The 15,628-nt window shown below is 34.5% G+C and carries 14 protein-coding genes; 10 read left to right on the top strand and 4 right to left on the bottom strand.

Annotated features, from left to right (window positions below):
- Window positions 1–5: 5 nt before the first annotated feature.
- The 4 genes from mnmE to rpmH form a co-directional block, all read right to left on the bottom strand.
- Entirely contained in the window at window positions 6–1,385 is a 1,380-nt protein-coding gene (mnmE, locus tag CD152_RS05965; protein ID WP_086039346.1) for a tRNA uridine-5-carboxymethylaminomethyl(34) synthesis GTPase MnmE, read from the bottom strand.
- A 121-nt stretch (window positions 1,386–1,506) separates the two neighbouring features.
- Window positions 1,507–2,250 (bottom strand): RNA-binding cell elongation regulator Jag/EloR, encoded by a 744-nt coding sequence (gene jag / locus CD152_RS05970; RefSeq protein WP_015912455.1) that lies wholly within the window; start codon window positions 2,248–2,250, stop codon window positions 1,507–1,509.
- 16 nt (window positions 2,251–2,266) lie between these two features.
- Window positions 2,267–2,614 (bottom strand): ribonuclease P protein component, encoded by a 348-nt coding sequence (gene rnpA / locus CD152_RS05975; RefSeq protein WP_015912456.1) that lies wholly within the window; start codon window positions 2,612–2,614, stop codon window positions 2,267–2,269.
- A gap of 98 nt (window positions 2,615–2,712) precedes the next feature.
- On the bottom strand, window positions 2,713–2,850 hold the full coding sequence (rpmH, locus tag CD152_RS05980) for a 50S ribosomal protein L34 (protein ID WP_041636245.1): 138 nt from the start codon (window positions 2,848–2,850) through the stop codon (window positions 2,713–2,715).
- A 473-nt stretch (window positions 2,851–3,323) separates the two neighbouring features.
- On the opposite strand from rpmH, the gene dnaA reads away from it, so the two are divergent.
- The 10 genes from dnaA to gyrA all read left to right on the top strand — a co-directional run bounded on the left by dnaA (window position 3,324) and on the right by gyrA (window position 15,471).
- A complete protein-coding gene (gene dnaA, locus CD152_RS05985) occupies window positions 3,324–4,661 on the top strand; it encodes a chromosomal replication initiator protein DnaA (protein WP_101141200.1) in 1,338 nt (445 codons plus the stop codon).
- A 173-nt stretch (window positions 4,662–4,834) separates the two neighbouring features.
- Entirely contained in the window at window positions 4,835–5,968 is a 1,134-nt protein-coding gene (gene dnaN, locus CD152_RS05990) for a DNA polymerase III subunit beta (protein ID WP_101141198.1), read from the top strand.
- A 96-nt stretch (window positions 5,969–6,064) separates the two neighbouring features.
- Entirely contained in the window at window positions 6,065–6,961 is an 897-nt protein-coding gene (locus tag CD152_RS05995; RefSeq protein WP_012655914.1) for an ABC transporter ATP-binding protein, read from the top strand.
- Window positions 6,954–8,195 (top strand): ABC transporter permease, encoded by a 1,242-nt coding sequence (locus CD152_RS06000; RefSeq protein ID WP_103214506.1) that lies wholly within the window; start codon window positions 6,954–6,956, stop codon window positions 8,193–8,195. Before CD152_RS05995 ends, CD152_RS06000 begins: the two co-directional genes overlap by 8 nt.
- 89 nt (window positions 8,196–8,284) lie before the next feature.
- Window positions 8,285–8,992, top strand: coding sequence for a DsbA family protein (locus CD152_RS06005; RefSeq protein WP_101141194.1), 708 nt, complete (start codon window positions 8,285–8,287; stop codon window positions 8,990–8,992).
- Window positions 8,989–9,405, top strand: a complete 417-nt coding sequence (locus CD152_RS06010; RefSeq protein ID WP_099482210.1) for a disulfide oxidoreductase — start codon at window positions 8,989–8,991, stop codon at window positions 9,403–9,405. Before CD152_RS06005 ends, CD152_RS06010 begins: the two co-directional genes overlap by 4 nt.
- Before the next feature lie 138 nt (window positions 9,406–9,543).
- Complete coding sequence (gene yaaA / locus CD152_RS06015; protein ID WP_041635745.1) at window positions 9,544–9,765, top strand: S4 domain-containing protein YaaA; 222 nt, start codon at window positions 9,544–9,546, stop codon at window positions 9,763–9,765.
- Window positions 9,762–10,871, top strand: a complete 1,110-nt coding sequence (gene recF, locus CD152_RS06020) for a DNA replication/repair protein RecF (protein WP_103214507.1) — start codon at window positions 9,762–9,764, stop codon at window positions 10,869–10,871. The genes yaaA and recF overlap by 4 nt, the downstream gene beginning before the upstream one ends.
- Before the next feature lie 7 nt (window positions 10,872–10,878).
- Complete coding sequence (gene gyrB / locus CD152_RS06025) at window positions 10,879–12,807, top strand: DNA topoisomerase (ATP-hydrolyzing) subunit B (protein WP_181451721.1); 1,929 nt, start codon at window positions 10,879–10,881, stop codon at window positions 12,805–12,807.
- 27 nt (window positions 12,808–12,834) lie between these two features.
- A complete protein-coding gene (gyrA, locus tag CD152_RS06030) occupies window positions 12,835–15,471 on the top strand; it encodes a DNA gyrase subunit A (RefSeq protein WP_101141191.1) in 2,637 nt (878 codons plus the stop codon).
- The last annotated feature ends 157 nt before the right edge of the window (window positions 15,472–15,628 follow it).

The following is a 15,628-nucleotide window of genomic DNA, read 5'->3' on the forward strand; positions in this document are numbered from 1 at the left end:
CCTCCTTATTTTCCGAGACAGAACTGGCTAAAGAGTTGATCAATAAGCCCATCATCGACAGACTCTCCAATAACTTCACCAAGTAATTCCCATGTTTTTATCAAGTCGATTTGAATCATATCAACCGGCACACCTAATTCTGCTGCAGATATCGCATCACCAATCGAAGTTTTCGCACTTTTAAGCAGACTGATATGTCTTGCATTTGATACATATGTCATATCTTGATTTGACACTTCTCCAGCAAAAAATAACGTACGAATCTGTTCTTCGAGTTCTTCAATTCCTTGTTGTGACAGCATCGAAGTTCTAACAATTGGCGCATTCCCTACCATCGTTTTAACTTCTTCTAAATCTAATTTAGTTTCTAAATCGGTCTTGTTAATAATCACGATTACATCTTCATTTTTTATTATTTCTGCTAACTTATAATCTTCCTCTGTTAAAATTTCATTATTATTTAATACATACAATATTAAATCTGCTTTCTTAAGCGCTTCTCTACTTCGTTCTACACCGATTTTTTCTACAATATCCTCTGTTTCACGTATACCCGCTGTATCCACAAGTCTTAATGGCACGCCGCGCACGTTCACGTACTCTTCCAGCACGTCACGAGTCGTTCCTGCAATTTCTGTAACGATAGCTTTATTATCTTGAATCAAATTGTTCAGCATTGAACTTTTTCCGACATTTGGTTTACCAACAATTACTGTAGATAACCCTTCTCTTAAAATTTTACCTTGATTAGCTGTTTGTAAAAGATTCGTAATACTTCCTTCGATCTTACGCGCTTCTTCCATTAAAAATGTATTAGTAGCTTCTTCAACATCATCATATTCAGGATAGTCGATATTCACTTCTACTTGCGCTAATATTTCAAGGATAGATTGTCTTAAACCTTTAATCAGTACACTTAAACGTCCTTCGATCTGCTGCATTGCAACACGACTTGCTCGGTCTGTTTTAGAACGAATAAAATCCATCGTCGCTTCAGCTTGAGATAAATCAATTCTTCCGTTTAAGAAAGCACGTTTTGTAAATTCACCCGGTTCAGCAAGTCTTGCACCATTCGTAAGTGCAAGTTCAAGTACACGATTAACCGTCATAATTCCGCCATGACAATTAATTTCCACGATATCCTCACGCGTATATGTTCTTGGTGCTCGCATCACTGCGACCATCACCTCTTCGATAATTTCATTCGATGCTGGGTCTATAATATGCCCGTAATTAATCGTATGTGATGCAACGTCACTTAATTGATGCTTGCCTTTATATAATTTATCCGCAATCGATATGGCATCGTTACCTGATAGACGGACAATCGCAATCGCACCTTCACCCATAGGTGTTGAAATACTTGCAATAGTATCCAATTCCATAAAATTACCTCCTTTGATTCCTTTAAATTTTAAGCTTAATCTTATGAATAATAAATCACTTTGCCTCGCATAAACAGATTAACTCTAAAAACAATCGTTTTTAGAGTTAATCAAGTAAATATTATCTTGAACGAATGACAAGGTAACGGTGAGGCTCTCTACCTTCTGAATATGTTTCAATGTTGTCTATCTTTGCAAGTATTTGGTGCATAATTTTACGCTCATAGTTTGGCATTGGTTCAAATTTAACAGGCTCACCAGTCGCTATAGCTTTTTTTGACATATTTAAAGCCAGGTTCTGCAACGTTTCTCTTCGCTTTTCTCGATAATTTTCGATATCTAACGTAATTATGGTGAACCCTTTTTCAAGATGATTGAAATAGTTTTGTGCAAGGACTTGCAAGCTGTTTAGCACTTGACCACGTCTACCAATTATTCGAGATGCTTCTGCTGATGAAATATTCATAATAACTTCATCCTTATTCTTATAGATGAGCTCCATAGAAGCTTCATATCCCATAGCATCAATAACTTGCAATACATACTCTTTAACCAATTCTAGAGATTGTTGTTTTCTATTTGACTTTATCTCAATATTCTTTTCAGGCGTTGTAACTTTAGGCGTTTCGTCTATATTCTTATCTGAAGATTGCTCTATGATAGGTATAATCGTCTTTTCGCGTTTTACTTCTGGATCAATTACAATGAGCTTAACCTCTGCATTTTGTTTACCAATCCCGAATATTCCCTTCCTGCCAGCATTCAATACTTCAATCTTCACCTGACTTTCAGAAACATTCATGATATCTAGTCCTTTTTTAATTGCATCTTCTACAGTAATATCAATAAAGGTTTGTTCTAACAATAGATTTCCTCCGTCTTTAAGTGATTCTTTTGTTAAAACCTTTGGCAATCTTCATTACATGTTCCAGACTTTTATTGATTTCATTTGTTGTCATTTCTTTAGAAGGTTGCCTGGCGATTACAATAAAATCATCTTTAATAATATCTTCTTTATGTTTCGTAAAACTTTCTCTTATCGCACGCTTTATTCTATTTCGAGTGACAGCATTACCAATTTTCTTAGATACTGAAATACCGAGTCTAAAATGCTCATTTTCACTATTTTTCTGACGATATATAATAAACTGGCGATTCGCTACAGACTTACCATTTTTATAGATTTTCTGAAAATCTTCATTCTTCTTAATACGATACGCTTTTTCCATTTTATACACCATCTCATCATCAATACATATTCTTATTTATTATACTAAAATTTATATCCTATTTAAACAAAAAAAAGACCACTGAATGTTCAGTGATCTTATGCTGATAATACTTTTCTGCCTTTACGACGACGACGCGCTAATACGTTACGTCCGTTTTTCGTGCTCATACGTGCACGGAATCCATGAACTTTACTATGTTTACGTTTATTTGGTTGATAAGTACGTTTTACCACTTAAAAACACCTCCATTAAATGAAATTTCATCTATCGATTCTTATAGAATTTCGCCTAGTGATTTATAGTAACTACTGAAGTATACCAAATTTCTATAGGTTAAGCAACTTTAATTTTTAGTATATTTATCCACTTATCCACATAATATTTTAATTATTTTGTGGATAAGTAACTAGGTATTTTTAAGTTTTTAAAGTTATCCACTGGTTTTTCCTAAATTCCACAGCTCATTTTTATAACATGTGTGATTAAGTATAATTTTGTGGATAACCATTTAAACATATTGATATTATTACTTTTTTTTGATAAGATTTGATTATATTTTTCTGTGGATAAAGATTGCAATATTTATTTATCCACAATTTGTGTGTAAGTTGTGGATAAATAAAGTTGAACTTGTTATTACTATTATACACAATTAGATTTTATGTGAATAACTAAAAAAGAATTTTAATTAGAAAGAGGATATATTATGAGTGGAATAGATACCATTTGGGAAAAAGTACTCGCAAATATAAAGCATCGACTTGCACCTGCAAGTTATGATACATGGTTTAAAGAGACAAAGATTAAAGTGCTAAATAACCACCAAGTAGTGATTCAAGCACCTACTTCTTTTATTTCAGAATGGCTGCAAACAAATTATATTGATTTTATTCAAGAAGCATTTATCGAAGAGATCGGAGAAAAACTCAATATAAAAGTGATTTCTTCTGAAGACGAACTTATGAATAATGAAAAAGAAGCCCCTGTAAGAAAGATTCAACAAACAAGTCAAGAACTATTACCGAATCAGTTAAATACAGATAATACATTTGATACGTTCGTAATCGGCAGTGGAAATCGATTCAGTCATGCAGCTAGTTTAGCTGTCGCAGAAGCGCCCGCAAAAGCTTATAATCCCTTATTTATCTATGGCGGTGTAGGCCTTGGTAAAACCCATCTCATGCATGCAATCGGGCATTACGTGATGGAGCATAAAGAAAATGCGAAAGTTGTTTATATTTCTAGTGAAAAGTTTATGAATGAATTTATTAACTCGATTAAAGATAACAAGACTGAAGAGTTCAGATCAAAATATAGAAATGTTGACGTTCTTCTAATTGATGATATTCAGTTTCTTGCTGGTAAAGAATCTACCCAGGAAGAATTCTTCCATACTTTCAATGAGTTACATCAGAACCATAAACAAATTGTTATTTCTAGTGACCGAGCACCGAAAGAAATCCCAACATTAGAAGAGCGCCTTCGTACCCGCTTCGAGTGGGGATTAATTACCGATGTAACGCCACCTGATCTAGAAACTAGGATTGCTATCCTAAGAAAGAAGTCAGAAGAAGAAAATATTGATATTCCGAACGAAGCGATGCTTTATATCGCTACGCAAATCCAGTCCAATATTCGTGAATTAGAAGGTGCTTTAACACGTGTATCCGCATATTCAAAACTTGTAAATCGTGAACTTAATTCCGACCTTGTCGCTGAAGCATTGAAAGATATTATTGCTACTAGTAAACCTAAGAAAGTAACGATTAAGGATATTCAACTTGCAGTCGGAGAATATTATAATGTGCGTCTCGAAGATTTTAGTGCTAAGAAACGTACGAAATCGATTGCTTTTCCTAGACAAATAGCAATGTACCTTGCACGTGAACTCACGGACTTCTCTTTACCAAAGATTGGTGAAGAATTTGGTGGAAGAGATCATACTACAGTGATACACGCACATGAAAAGATAAAAAATCAACTGGAAACAGACGAGAGTTTAAAAAATGAACTGAAAAATATCGAAAAAGATATCACCAGCTAACTGTGGATAGTGTGGATAGTGATGCAAAGCTTACACACAAGTTATGCACATGTGGATACTTACAGACTCTAATCATTTATCCACTTATCCACGTATTCACAGCCCCTATTACTATTATTACTATTTTAAAAAAGATATTATATACTTATAAATATCAATTAAGGAGATTTACTATGAAATTTACAATACAAAGAGACTACTTTATAGCACAATTAAATGACACATTAAAAGCAATCTCACCAAGAACAACTTTACCTGTCTTAACGGGTATTAAATTAGATGTATTTGATAATCGACTTGTCTTAACAGGTTCAGATTCTGAAGTATCTATTGAAATTACAATTCCTTCAGAACTTAATCATGAAGAAATTCTTACAGTAGAAAACAAGGGATCGATTGTATTGCCAGGTAGATTCTTTGTTGATATCATAAAAAAACTTCCTGCTGACACAGTAACCATTGAAACGAATGATCAGTTCCAGGCCAAAATTACATCAGGTCAATCAGAGTTCAATGTTTCAGGAATTGATTCTGATCAATATCCACTTTTACCGCAAGTAAGTGAAGAAGAAGCAATCACCTTACCTGTAAAAGTTCTTAAAAATATTATAAAGCAAACAAATTTTGCAGTGTCCACGTCAGAAACACGTCCAGTATTAACAGGTGTTAACTGGCTGATAAGAGATAATGTATTAAACTGTACTGCAACAGATTCACATCGCTTAGCTTTACGTAAACTTAAACTAGAAGATACGAATATCGACGAAATTAATGTCATTATTCCTGGTAAAGCTTTAAGCGAACTCAATAAAATTATTGGAGATAATGAAGATACAATTGATATTTTCTTTGCAGCGAACCAAGTTTTATTTAAATTTGGACATATTAACTTTATTTCTCGTTTACTTGAAGGAAATTATCCAGATACATCGAGATTATTCCCTGAAATCTCAGAAACAGCACTTTCAATTAATAATGGTGACTTTTTCCACGCCATAGATCGTGCATCGTTATTAGCGCGTGAAGGTGGAAATAATGTTATTAAATTATCTGCAACTGATAATACGGTAGAATTATCATCTACGTCTCCTGAAATAGGTACTGTAAAGGAAAATGTGAAAACATCTAAATTTGATGGAACTGGAATTAAAATCTCATTTAACTCTAAGTACATGATGGATGCGTTGCGTGCAATCGATGTTGATGATGTACGTGTTGAATTCTTTGGAACGATGAGACCTTTCATTCTAAAACCCGACGAAGACGATAATTTAATCCAATTAATTTTACCGATTAGAACATACTAAAACTGAGCAATTGCTCAGTTTTTTTTTGTTATATTTTGAACCTTACATGCTAAAAACTGTATAATATTGTTAGTAAATACAATAAAGGAGAGGTCTATGTTAAAACTTGAAAATGTATCAAAGCAGTTTGAAGAATTTAAAGCTGTGGATAATGTCAATATCGAAGTTCCTCAAGGAGAAATGCTCGGATTTCTTGGTGGGAATGGTGCAGGCAAGACAACAACTTTCAGGATGATTCTTGGTTTGTTAGAAAAGTCATCAGGGACAATTACGTTTGACGGAAAACCGATTAATTATTCAATGACAGATAATATCGGGTATTTACCTGAGGAGCGTGGTTTAAATCCGAAATTGAAAGTTTCCGAACAAATTCAATATTTAGCCCGTTTAAAAGGTATGAAAAAATCAGAAGTTGATAAAGCATTAGATTATTGGTTAGAACGTTTCGAAGTACCAGAGAATAAACATAAAAAAATTGAAGAATTATCAAAAGGTAATCAGCAAAAAATTCAATTAATCGGGGCAATTATACATAATCCTCAATTATTAATACTAGATGAACCATTCAGTGGATTAGATCCAGTAAACGTTGAAATTCTTAAATCAGCTGTAAAAGAGATGAACGATAATGGCGCAACGATTGTGTTTAGTTCACATCGTATGGAACATGTAGAAGAAATGTGTGATTATGTGTGCATATTAAATAAAGGCAAGACTGTTGTTTCTGGTAATATCAAGCAAGTGAAACACGACTTTGGAAAGAAAGAAATAATTATCGAAGGTGACCATGATTTTAGTCATCTTGCTGAAATTGAGGGCGTTGTAAAGTTTAAACAAAATAAAAATGATGTAAGATTAACGATTAAAGATCAATCGATTGCACCCATTGTTTTTGAAGCGGTAAAAAAAATAGGTTTTGTAACAAGATTCCAAGTTGATGAACCTTCTCTGAACGACATCTTTATTGAGAAAGTAGGTGGTGCGATTGAATAAATTTATACCGACGTTCTGGCTGACATATTGGAAGAAAATATCAAGTAAATCCTTTATCTTCTCAACACTATTCATGATCCTTATATTCGTTGGATTAAGTAATGCTGACAAAATTTATGATTACTTTGATAAGAGTGAAGATGAAATTACTGTGATTTCAAGCGCTGATAAAGCTTTGGCAACTGCTTTTAAAGAAAGTTATCATAAGCTTGATAAGAAAAAGAAACTAAAAATTGTAGACTTTAAGAAAGGCGAAGAAGGAATTAAAGATGAAACTTATAAATATTTAATTGACATAAAGGAAAACCAAGACAAAACAATTGAAGCAAAGGTATATTCAACTGAGTACGCAAGTGACAGTGTAATGGGCGCTGTGCGTTCAACTTTAACAGCATTTCAAAGTAACAATATTGCACAATCATTAAATTTATCACAAGATGATTTAAACCGTGTGATGAGTGAAGCAAAAGTTACAGATAAAGTTATTAAGCCTAAAGATGCGAACGATAACGTATCTGAACAAAGTAAAGCGCTAAATACGGCACTAGTTTATGCAGGATTGTTTTTAATCTTTATTATTACGATTAATTACGGAAGTCAAATTGCCACCGAAATTGCTCAAGAAAAATCTTCGCGTGTCATTGAAATGATTATTACGAGCATCTCTCCGATTACTCACTTAATGGCTAAAATATTAGGCGTAATCGCTGTGGCAGTGACGCAGATGATGATATATGCCATTGCCATTATCATTTGTATATATGCATTTAGCTTGGAAAAAACCGTAAATGAATTGGGGTTTACCTTTGGTGCAGAAAATGTAAGGATATTAGTATATGCAATCATCTTTTTGATATTGGGATTACTCATCTATATAAGTTCTAGTGCGATTGTCGGATCTCTGACGAACCGTATCGAAGATATAGGACAGGCAATTATGCCTGTAACGATGCTAAATATGATTGCTTTTTATATTGCAATGTTTAGTTTATCTAAACCAGATACATTACTTGTAAAAATTGCAAGTTATATTCCATTCTTCACACCTCAAATCATGTTACTTAGAACAATTTCAACTAAAACGAGTGATATCGAGATTATGATAGGTATAATTGTTTGTATCATTACAATCATCTTACTACTCTTTATCGCCGCTAAAATATATAAAGGTAGTGTATTCAGTACAGATAAAAATATGCTTAAAAACTTCAAACGTGCACTTAAAACTAAATAATGTCACAAAATCTTAATGATTATACACGTGCAAAATTTGATTAATTAATATAAAATTTATACTATCAATTAATTGTATAGGAGATAGTTATGAAAAATAAAGGATCACTAATTTTTACGATGATAATGACCCTGCTTGTTATTGGCGTCATTGCTGCATTGATTATTTCAAATCAAAATAAGAAAGAAAGTTCCGTAGATACTGAATCATTAGGTACTGCAAATACGAACAATCAGCAAGGATTAAAACTATTAGATCAAATCGATATTAAAGATCAACCAATGATTGGTAAAGATGAAGCAAAGGTTACAATCATAGAATTTGGAGATTTTAAATGTCCGGCATGTAAGGTGTTCGAATTAGATATCAAACCTGACTTGAAAAAGAAATATATAGATAGCGGAAAAGCTAAGTTGTATTTCATTAATACCCCATTTCATGGTGAAGGATCGATGCTTGGGAGTCTGGCCGCGGAAACATTGATTAAACAAGAACCTAAAAAGTATAGTGCATTTCAAAAGGCATTATTCGAAATGCAACCTAATACAGAAGAAGAGTGGTTGACGATAGATGCTGTTAAGAAAGCAGCAAAAATCGCCTCTGTAAGCAATATAGACAAACTTGTAAAAGATGTTGAAGCTTTAAAAGAAAAAGCAGCAGTTAAAAAGGATATCAATCTTGTTGAAAAACATAATGTGACAATGACACCGACTATCATTGTAAACGGAAAAGAAGTTAAAAATCCAATGGATCCTGCTGAAGTGGATAAAGTAATCGATGAGGCAGTTAAACAATGAAAAATACTAAATACTTCTATATTTCCTGGGTAATTGCACTTGTCGCCACATTGGGAAGTCTGTACTTTTCTCAAATACGACATTTTATTCCTTGTGAGATGTGCTGGTATCAGAGGATACTCATGTATCCTATAGTGATTATTGCAGGGTTTGCAGTATTTAATCACACTTATCATTATAAATATTTAATAATGACTTTCTCTATTATAGGTTTTTGTTTCTCATGCTATCATTATATGGAGCAGAAGATCCCAGGATTTGCAGAGGTTAAACCTTGTGTCGGAGGAGTACCTTGTAGTGCTCAGTATATTAATTATTTTGGCTTTATCACAATTCCTTTTTTAGCGGGGATTGCATTTCTATTAATTACAATAACTATGTTGTGTGTAAAAAAAGAAAATTATGCAAATTAAACTTTAATAATTATGACTTATGTGTTAAAGCGTTGGAATATCTTATTCCCACGCTTTTTATTCGTTTAAAAAACATGCATTTTTTGTGAATTAACGGTATAATTATATAATGACTGAATGATAGGAGTGAGCCGTGAAATGATAAATATTATCGAACTTGATAAGGAAATTACACTAGGGCAATTTCTGAAATCAGAAGGCATTATTTCTACAGGTGGGCAAGCGAAATGGTATTTGCAGGATCATCCTGTAGTTTTAAACGGAGAACCGGAAAATAGACGTGGCAAGAAGTTGCTTCAGGATGATTTGCTGGAAGTTGAAGGTGAAACATATCAAATCACGTATAAGACGACAGAATGAAATTAAAGACGTTAACGCTAACTCATTATCGAAATTATGAAACTGCGGAATTAAACTTTAGTGATGAAGTAAATATTTTCATAGGCATTAATGCACAAGGAAAAACAAACTTACTTGAAGCAATTTATTGCCTAGCGATGGCTAAAAGTCATCGCACCTCTAATGATAAAGAACTGATAGGCTGGGGACATGAATTCAGTCATATCGAAGGTATGTTGTCTTACAAGCATGGCACTATGCCCTTATCTTTATCTATCTCTAAAAAAGGAAAAAAAGCTAAATTAAACTATTTAGAACAGAAACGATTAACAGAATATATTGGACATATGAATGTTGTACTCTTTGCTCCTGAAGATTTGAATCTGGTCAAAGGGAGTCCGCAAATAAGAAGAAGATTTATTGATATGGAAATAGGTCAGATATCTGCCGTTTACTTAAATGATTTATCAAATTATCAGCGATTATTAAAGCAGAAAAACCATTTGTTAAAGCAAATGAAATTATCAAATAGTAATAATATGACAATGCTTGAAGTTATCAATGAACAGTTTGCTCAATGTGCAGTGAAATTAACATTGAGAAGAAAAATGTTTATCGAACAGCTAGAAACTTTAGCAATACCGATTCATACAGGTATTACAAAAGATAAAGAACGTCTCTCTTTACGATACAATGCAAGCTTGAACTATGAATTAGCTGAGCAGGAGATGTTTGAAGAAACGATTCGTATATTAAATGCGAATATGGGCAAGGAGATTGAAAGAACACAAAGCTTATATGGACCACACCGTGACGACTTAAGCTTTAAAATAAATGATATCGATGTACAGACATATGGTTCGCAAGGCCAGCAGCGTACAACTGCATTATCTATAAAATTAGCAGAGATTGAACTTATTAACCAGGAAATTGGAGAGTATCCAATATTATTACTGGATGACGTACTAAGTGAGTTGGATGATGATAGACAGACACACCTGTTAACAACAATACAACATAAAGTTCAAACATTTGTGACGACAACGTCAGTAGAAGGTATTGAACACGAAACAATCAATAAAGCGAAATTATTCAATGTATCAGAAGGACAGATTTCGACTAACTAAAGGATAGGTGAACATAGTGGAACAACAAAATTTAGATCAGTATGGTGCCGATCAGATACAGGTACTAGAAGGATTAGAAGCGGTAAGAAAACGTCCTGGTATGTATATTGGTTCTACCGCATCAAAAGGGTTACACCATCTTGTCTGGGAAATTGTTGATAATAGTATTGACGAAGCCCTTGCTGGATATGCAGATCATGTTGAAGTGACTATAGAAGAAGACAACTGGATAAAAGTTACGGATAATGGTCGTGGTATTCCGGTAGATATTCAGAAAAAAATGGGTCGTCCTGCGGTTGAAGTCATTTTAACTGTACTACATGCTGGTGGTAAATTTGGGGGCGGCGGATATAAAGTTTCGGGGGGACTGCATGGCGTTGGTTCATCAGTTGTTAATGCCCTATCGTCTACCTTAGAAGTATATGTTCATAAAGATGGCAAGATTTATCATCAGGCATATCACCGTGGTGTACCTGCATTTGATTTGAAGGTGATTGGAGAAACAGATAAGACTGGAACTGTCATTCGTTTTAAAGCAGATTCAGAAATATTTACTGAAACAACAGAATATGAATATGAAATTCTGCAGAAACGTATTAGAGAATTAGCGTTCTTAAATAAAGGTATCAAGCTTGAAATTAAAGATGAACGTGAACAGGATGAAATTCGTCATGACGTGTACCATTATGAAGGTGGTATTAAATCATATGTAGAGTTGTTAAATAAGTCTAAAGAAACTTTATTCCCGGAACCGATTTATATTCATGATAATCGTGATGAGATTGAAGTCGAGATTTCAATTCAATATAACAATGGCTATTCAACAAATCTTCTAAGCTATGCGAATAATATTCATACATACGAAGGTGGTACGCATGAAGATGGATTCAAGCGTGCATTAACACGTGTGATTAATAGTTATGGTGTTAAGAATAAATTGATTAAAGAAGCCGATGAGAAGTTATCTGGAGAAGATGTACGTGAGGGAATTACAGCGATCGTCTCCATTAAGCACGGAGACCCGCAATTTGAAGGACAGACGAAAACAAAGCTTGGGAATACAGAAGTACGTCAAATTACTGATAACTTATTTGCAGAAAATTTTGAACGTTTCTTATTAGAAAATCCTCCTATTGCACGTATTATCGTGGAAAAAGGGATTATGGCATCGCGTGCTCGACTTGCAGCAAAGAAAGCGCGTGAAGTGACACGTCGTAAGTCAGGACTTGAAATTTCTAGTCTTCCAGGAAAGCTTGCAGATTGTTCAAGCAAAGACCCATCCATTAGTGAATTATATATCGTAGAGGGAGATTCTGCGGGTGGTTCAGCGAAGTCAGGAAGAGACTCTAAGACACAAGCGATTTTACCTTTACGTGGTAAAATTTTAAATGTTGAAAAAGCAAGGCTTGATCGAATTCTTGGTAATAATGAAATTCGTTCTATGATTACAGCAATGGGCACAGGTATTGGTGGCGAGTTTGATATTTCAAAAGCACGCTATCATAAAATTGTTATTATGACAGATGCAGATGTAGACGGGGCTCACATTAGAACATTATTGCTTACATTCTTCTATCGATTTATGAGACCTCTACTAGAAGCAGGATATGTTTATATCGCACAACCACCATTATTTAAGGTGGAACAAGGTAAGAAAAAATATTATGTATATAACGAACGTGAACTTGATAAATTGAGAAAAGAATTGCCGACAACACCGAAATGGCAACTTGCAAGATATAAAGGTTTAGGAGAGATGAATGCGGATCAGCTATGGGAAACTACTATGAATCCAGAACATCGTTCGATGCTACAAGTGACACTAAGTGATGCGATAGAAGCGGATGAAGTTTTTGAAATGCTGATGGGAGATGTTGTAGAACATCGTCGTACGTTCATTGAAGAGAATGCAGAATACGCAAACGTTGATGTATAAAGATAGTATTTTAAGGAGGCGCCATCTATGGCTTTAGACCATGATTCAAAATTGAAGGAGCAAAATATCGTCAAAGAAATGAAAGATTCATTTCTAGACTATGCAATGAGTGTCATAGTTTCTCGTGCATTACCGGATGTTCGTGACGGCATGAAGCCTGTCCATCGTCGAATACTGTACGGTATGAACAATCAGGGCATGACACCAGACAAACCATACAAAAAATCTGCGCGTATTGTCGGAGATGTAATGGGTAAATATCATCCGCATGGAGATTCTTCCATATACGAAGCCATGGTGCGTATGGCGCAAGATTTCAGCTACCGTTACATGCTTGTCGATGGTCAAGGTAACTTTGGTTCTATGGATGGCGACGGAGCGGCTGCAATGAGGTATACGGAAGCACGTATGTCAAAAATTGCAATGGAACTTATGCGTGATATTAATAAGGATACAATTGACTTTACAGATAACTATGATGGAAATGAGCGTGAACCTGTTGTATTACCATCAAGATTTCCGAACCTACTTGTAAATGGTGCTTCAGGTATTGCGGTAGGTATGGCAACAAATATTCCACCACATAACCTAACAGAGATCATTAATGGTGTGTTAGAACTAAGTAAGAATCCTGATATTTCTATTCCTGAATTAATGGAATTGATTCAAGGACCAGATTTTCCTACGGCTGGTCTTATATTGGGACGAAGCGGTATACGTCGAGCATATGAAACAGGACGTGGTTCTGTAATTATGCGCGCAAAGACATTGATTGAGACGCGTCCGAATGGTAAAGAGACGATTATTATTTCAGAAATTCCCTATCAAGTAAATAAAGCGAGATTAGTAGAAAAAATTGCTGAATTAGCACGTGATAAAAAGGTGGACGGTATTACAGACCTTCGTGATGAAACAAGTTTAAAAGAAGGGGTACGTATTGTTATCGATGTACGACGTGATGCAAATGCAAACGTAATCCTTAACAATTTATATAAGCAGACACCACTTCAGACATCATTTGGCGTGAATATGCTGGCGCTTGTAGATGGCAAGCCACAAGTATTAAATATTAAACAAGCAATTTATCACTATCTCGAACATCAAAAGACTGTTGTTCGCCGACGAACTGCCTATAATTTAAAAAAAGCAGAAGATCGTGCACATATTCTGGAAGGATTAAGAATTGCGCTTGATCATATCGATGAAATCATTGCTTTGATTAGAGCCTCTAGTAATGATGCTGAAGCATTACAAGGTTTACAAGAACAGTTTAAGCTATCAGAGCGTCAAGCACAGGCGATCCTTGATATGCGATTACGTCGATTAACAGGGCTAGAAAGAGATAAAATTGAATCTGAGTATCAAGAACTGCTGAAATATATCGATGAACTTCGTGCAATATTAGCAGATGAAGAGAAGTTACTTCAGATTATTCGCGAGGAATTAATTGAGATTCGTGATAAATATGGAGATGAACGTCGTACTGAAATTGTTGCTGGAGGATTAGAGGATCTTGAAGATGAAGATTTAATTGATGAAGAAAATATCGTGATTACATTAAGTAGTAATAACTATATTAAACGTCTTCCAGCTTCAACTTATCGTGCACAGCATCGTGGTGGAAGAGGGATTCAAGGTATGAATACTTTGGATGAAGACTTCGTCAGTCAAATGGTAACAACTTCTACGCATGATAATGTCCTGTTCTTTACGAACAAAGGGCGTGTGTATAAAATCAAAGGATACGAAATACCTGAACTTTCAAGACAGTCAAAAGGTATTCCGATCGTTAATGTGATTGATTTGGACAAAGATGAATCCATCAGTACGATGATTGCGGTGAAAAATCTTGAGCGTGAAGATGCTTATATTGTATTTGCGACGAAACATGGATTGATTAAACGATCTAATTTATCTCACTTCTCGCGTATTAACAAAAATGGTAAGATAGCTATTAACTTTAGAGAAGAAGATGAACTGATTGCTGTTAGATTAACAGATGGTAATAAACAATTGATTATAGGAACAAAACACGCTTCACTTATTCGTTTCGAAGAGAATAAATTACGTCCTTTAGGCCGTACAGCTGCGGGAGTTAAAGGTATCAGCCTGCGTGAAGGTGACGAAGTTATCGGATTAGATGTAATAGAATCTAATGACGAACATGAAGTGCTGGTTGTTACTGAGAACGGATATGGAAAACGTACTAAAGAGAGTGAATACCGAATTTCAAATCGTGGTGGTAAAGGAATTAAAACAGCAACGATTACTGAGAAGAATGGAAATCTTGTCTGTATCACTACCGTGAATGGTAACGAAGATATTATGATTGTAACAGACCATGGTGTGATTATTCGACTTGATGTTACTGAATTCTCACAAAACGGTCGTTCTGCACAAGGGGTACGCTTGATTCGACTTGATGAAGGACAATTTGTTGCTACTGTCGCTAAAGTGGAAAAAGAAAAAGTGATGGATGCGGATAAAGAACCAGGAGAAGTTATTGCAGAACAAGGTGCAGATTTGACTGAAGTAGCCAAAGAATCGATTGATGAAACTATAGAGGTTGAAGATGGTCGTGTGATGGGAACCGTTGATGTGTCAGAGCAAAATCCATTGGAACGTTCTGGATTTGAATCAATATATAATGACAGTGAAGAATAAAAATATGAAATAAAATTTCTTAACTATTAAAAGTTTCAAAACTTTTAATAGTTATTTTTTTATTAAAAAATCCTTTATCAATAATATTTTATTTAAAAATATATTTCTCGGTTTAAATATTTGCCATTGAAAATATTTAGTAATATTATAAAAATGT

Source organism: Macrococcoides caseolyticum, assembly GCF_002902665.1.
GTDB lineage: Bacteria > Bacillota > Bacilli > Staphylococcales > Staphylococcaceae > Macrococcoides > Macrococcoides caseolyticum.